Raw genomic sequence first — 4551 nt, 5'->3', positions numbered from 1 at the left:
AAAAGTCTATGAACTGGCGTTGGAGTGCCGGCTTTAGCCGGCTAAAGCCGGCACTCCAACGTATGCCACGTAGCATGGTTCTGATGCCGCCAACCTATTTCCTATCTGCTCGTTGCTAAATCCTCCTTCTTAGGACTCAACCACAAGCGTACCAACCATGCCACCCTCGAAGTGCTCAGGGAAGGTGCAGATGAAGGTGTAGGTGCCCGGGCCAGGCGGATCGAAGGTGAACGTGACCGATTCACCCATGTTCAGAATCTGGGTCGCCACCAGCACTCCATCGGTACCGGAGGGCGGCACAGAACCCAGCGTATTCCGCAGTTGGCGCTGTTGATCCTGAGCGGTTTGGTTAATCCGTGCGAGCATAGCCGGATCATCACCCTCAATCAAGACCCAGTTGTGCTGTACGGTATCCGAGTCATTGGTGAAGGTGAGCGTGACGGGGCCATTGGGAACCGTGACACGATCTACATCAAACAACAACTGCGCCCCCGGATCGGTGCCGATCTGAATGGGTGTACCCGTACCAGTGGCAAGGGCTGGACCAAATGGCTCGCTGGGGATGCCAGGGCGGCCTGCGGGCGCTGCTGCCGCTTCGGTCGGTGTGGGCTCAGGCTCGGGCTCGGCAGTTGGCTCAACCACCTCCGGCTCGGCAGTTGGCTCAACCACCTCCGGCTCGGCGGTTGGCTCAACCACCTCCGGCTCGGCGGTTGGCTCAAGTGGGGCTGGAGCGACAGTCGGTTCAACCGTGGCAGGAGCAGCAGTCGGACGATCAGCAGTTTGTGTAGGTGACCCACTAACTGAGGCGATCAGCGCAAACAGACCAACGACAGCGACACAGACGATGACAGCGATACCGATCTTGAGGAAGTTGGGATCAATAAGGGGTGGTTCGTTTCGACCACCACCGAACGACGGACGCGACGACTGACCACTTGGACGGAAGTTACCAGACGAACGCCAGCTCATGGGCCTACCTCCTTAACGCGACTCGCAGGCTTGTGATAATCTGCACAGTGCATAGTGTAACATAAAAATTGTGGAATTATGTTACTTGGGGGGGGGAGTAAGCCTTGCAGCCCAGAGATGCCTATGTTACAATGTGCTGCGCGATGGCGACGTAGCAAAGTGGTAATGCAGCGGTCTGCAAAACCGCCATTCGCGGGTTCGATTCCCGCCGTCGCCTCCAACCGAGCCTCGCCAAATGGCGAGGCTTTTCTTATGTGAAAAATTCGGATTTTCGGCTATCCATATGCGTATTCTCTGTGCTCTAACCTATTACCGTCCCTACACGAGTGGCTTGACTATCTATGTTGAGCGGCTGGCGACGGCATTGGCGCGGCGTGGGCATAGTGTAACGGTGCTTACTTCACAGTATGATCCGAGCCTGCCGACGAGTGAGTTGCTGGAGGGAGTGCGCGTGGTGCGTGCCCCGGTGCTTGCGCGGGTGAGTAAGGGGGTGATTATGCCTACCTTTGGTGGGATTGCGACCGCCCTTGCGCTTACGCACGATGCGATGAGTCTCCATTTGCCCCAGTTTGATGCGCCAGGCTTGGCATTGCGCGGGCGACTGCGGCGACAGCCGGTGGTGCTTACGTACCATAGTGATCTCCAGTTGCCCCCAGGTATGCTCAATCAGGTGGCCAATCGGGTAGTGGATGGCGCCAATCTGGTGGCGGGTCAGCTTGCGACGCGGATTGTAGCCTATACCCACGATTTCGCGGCCCATTCGCCCTATTTGCGCCGTTTTAGTAAAAAGATTGTAGTGATTCCCCCCCCCGTTGAGGTTGCGCCGGTCACCCCTGATGCAGTGGCTGCGTTCCGCGAACGCTGGAACCTGCGTGGCCCGGTGATCGGCATGGCTGCCCGCCTCGCTGCCGAGAAGGGGGTTGAGGTGCTGCTCAAGGCGCTCCCAAAGCTCCTGGCCCACTATCCTGAAGCGCGGGTACTCTTTGCTGGCCCCTATGAGCATGTGTTGGGTGAAGCAGCCTACGCTCGCCGCCTTGCGCCTGAATTTAGGCGCTTTGCCAAACATTGGACCTTTATGGGGACGCTGGATGCCCATGAGATGGCGGCCTTCTTCCATAACCTTGATGTGCTGGTTGTTCCTTCGCTCAATTCGACCGAGACGTTTGGCTTGGTGCAGGTGGAAGCGATGCTCTGCGGCACACCCTCAATTGCCAGTGCCCTGCCCGGTGTACGTCAGCCAGTTCATCAGACCGGCATGGGCGAGGTGGTGCCAATTGGCGACCATGAGGCGCTGGCGGCGGCGCTGTTGCGCGTGATCGAACTCCGCGAACGCTACCTGCGCCCCCGCGAGGCGATTGCTGCGAAATTTTCCACTGAACGCACCGCGCTGGAGTATGAACAAATGTTTCAACGGCTGCGCGATGGTAGATTGTAGATTGTAGATTGTAGATTGTAGATTGTAGATTGTAGATTGTAGATGGTATAGTATCTATGCAAGATTATCTGCGGCCCCACCTGTTGACTCTGCCGATCCACCGGGCGATGATCCGATCCATTGAGGCACGGCTCTTTGCCGAATTGGCCCCGGAGTTGCCTGAGCCGATTTTCGATCTTGGCAGTGGCGATGGAACCTTTGTTGAGATAGCGCTACCTGGCAAACAGGTCTATGGGATTGATCCGCTGCTGCGCGATACCCGCGAAGCGGCGGGGCGGGGCGTCTATGCTGGTCTGAGTGTCGCCAATGGGCGGGCTCTGCCCTTTGCTGATGGCCAATTTGCGAGTGCAATCTCCAACTGCGTCTTAGAGCATATCATTCCACTAGACGAGACCCTCGCCGAAACGGCGCGGGTTTTGCGCCCACGGGGGCTCTTTGTAGCTTCGGTGGTAGGCGAGCGCTTCGCGCATGATCTGCTCGGCACCTGGCTCTTAGAGCGCATCGGGCTTGATGGTAGGCGCTACGGGAACTGGTTCAACCGCATTTCATACCACTTCAACACCCTCAGCCAGAGGGCATGGAGCGAACGCTTTGCCCAAGCAGGCTTTGAGGTCGTCACCTCACGGCCCTATCTCAGTGCTGCCGCGCTCAAACTCTTCGACTTCAGCCACTACTATGGTGCGCCCACACTACTCACCAAGAAACTGACGGGTCGTTGGCTCGTAGCGCCACCATTGAGCCCAAATCTCCTCTGGGAGCCAATCCTGCGCCCGATCTACAATGCGCCAGCGGGGGCAGATGGCCCCTACTACTTCTTTGTACTGCGTAAGCGAGCATGATTTCACCCATGTGTAGCTTAGGGTGTGCGAGGGAACCTGGTTCCCTCGCGCTCCCCCATAGGCATTACGTTAAGCCCCCGGTGGGGGTTTGGGGCGAAGCCCCAAGACGGGTTTTTAGGGCGGTAGCCCTCAACCTCATGCGTATGGGGGCGTAGCCCCAAGACGGGTTTTTAGGGCGGTAGCCCTCAACCTCATGCGTATGGGGCGAAGCCCCACAGAAGGGAGTATCTCCCTTTGCCGTAGCACACTTCAGACAGGTATAATACCTCAAGGAGGTATATCTACAATGACAGGATCGACGACTGCCGCCGAGGAGGTGGCCAACCTAATTGTTGAGGGCAACGCCGCACTGCTTGCCGGTGATGCCTATGATGCCCGTCAACGCTTTCGGCGGGCGCTAGAGCTTGACCCTGAGCGGGTTGAGGCGTGGATTGGTTTAGCCGGAACGGTACGGCCCTACCGCGAGAAGCGCGAACATCTGCAACGAGCCCTGACGATCAACCCCGAACATCCGGAAGCACGCGCCGTCCTAGCCCAGGTCGAGGCACGCCTAGCCGCTGGTGAGGTCTTGGCCCCCGGTGGTGGGCGCGGCAAACGTGAGCCAGAGGGGCTGCTTGCCAAATCCAAAGCTGCTCCACCTGAAACCGAAGTAGAAGTAGAAACTGAAGTAGAAGCCGAAGAGCCAGAAACGACCAACGAATTACTCAGTTGTTATGTCCACCCCGACCGCGATACCGGGCTACGCTGCACCGGTTGCGAACGCCCCATTTGTAGTGAATGTGCCACCCGTGCAGCCGTCGGTCAACTCTGCCCAGAGTGTGCCAAAGTGCGCCGCCCAGTGAACTACCAAGTAGGCAGTAGTGAAATTCTGATTGCAGGGGCTATTGCCTTCTTTTTTAGCTTTATTGTCTCGTATGTGGCGCTCGAGTTGCTAGTACGCATCTTTATCCTGATCGGATTCATTATCGCTTTCTTCATTGGCCCGATTGTTGGCGATTTCATGGTACGCTTGGTTGATCGAGGTACCAAGAATAAGCGTGGCAAACCGATCCAGCTTGCGTTGGGGATTGGCTACTCACTAGGCGTACTGCCCTGGATTCTGCTACACTTCCTCATTCTTGGCTTTCCCTTTGCACTCGTCGTCTTTAGTGTCATGGCGGTTAAAACTGCTCTAACTCGGGTGAGTTAATACGTTTAGTGGGATGGGGCTATGCCCCAAACCCACTTTTTTTGGCTCTCTTGGATTTCCCGGGCTTTTATCCGGTTTTCAGCCGAAACTGTGAAAACCGCCTCTGTTTTAGCGCATCA

Annotated in this window: 4 protein-coding genes and 1 tRNA gene; 4 read left to right on the top strand and 1 reads right to left on the bottom strand. The window is 57.1% G+C overall.

The window, feature by feature from the left end:
• Window positions 1–129 precede the first annotated feature (129 nt).
• On the bottom strand, window positions 130–969 hold the full coding sequence (locus tag CJ255_RS21075; RefSeq protein ID WP_165774865.1) for a plastocyanin/azurin family copper-binding protein: 840 nt from the start codon (window positions 967–969) through the stop codon (window positions 130–132).
• 145 nt (window positions 970–1114) lie between these two features.
• Between CJ255_RS21075 and CJ255_RS21070 the strand changes: the two genes are divergently transcribed.
• The 4 genes from CJ255_RS21070 (at window position 1115) to CJ255_RS21055 (ending at window position 4432) form a co-directional block, all read left to right on the top strand.
• Window positions 1115–1189: transfer RNA gene (locus CJ255_RS21070), tRNA-Cys, on the top strand.
• Window positions 1190–1252: 63 nt separating this feature from the next.
• Entirely contained in the window at window positions 1253–2404 is a 1152-nt protein-coding gene (locus tag CJ255_RS21065; RefSeq protein WP_097646047.1) for a glycosyltransferase family 4 protein, read from the top strand.
• A 56-nt stretch (window positions 2405–2460) separates the two neighbouring features.
• Window positions 2461–3243: a class I SAM-dependent methyltransferase gene (locus tag CJ255_RS21060; protein ID WP_097646046.1), complete on the top strand. Its 783-nt coding sequence runs from the start codon at window positions 2461–2463 to the stop codon at window positions 3241–3243.
• A gap of 286 nt (window positions 3244–3529) precedes the next feature.
• On the top strand, window positions 3530–4432 hold the full coding sequence (locus CJ255_RS21055) for a tetratricopeptide repeat protein (protein WP_097646045.1): 903 nt from the start codon (window positions 3530–3532) through the stop codon (window positions 4430–4432).
• Window positions 4433–4551 lie beyond the last annotated feature (119 nt).

The sequence above is a fragment of the Candidatus Viridilinea mediisalina genome (assembly GCF_002532535.1).
In the GTDB taxonomy this organism is placed as follows: domain Bacteria; phylum Chloroflexota; class Chloroflexia; order Chloroflexales; family Chloroflexaceae; genus Viridilinea; species Viridilinea mediisalina.
This window is presented reverse-complemented; position numbering and strand designations above follow the sequence as displayed.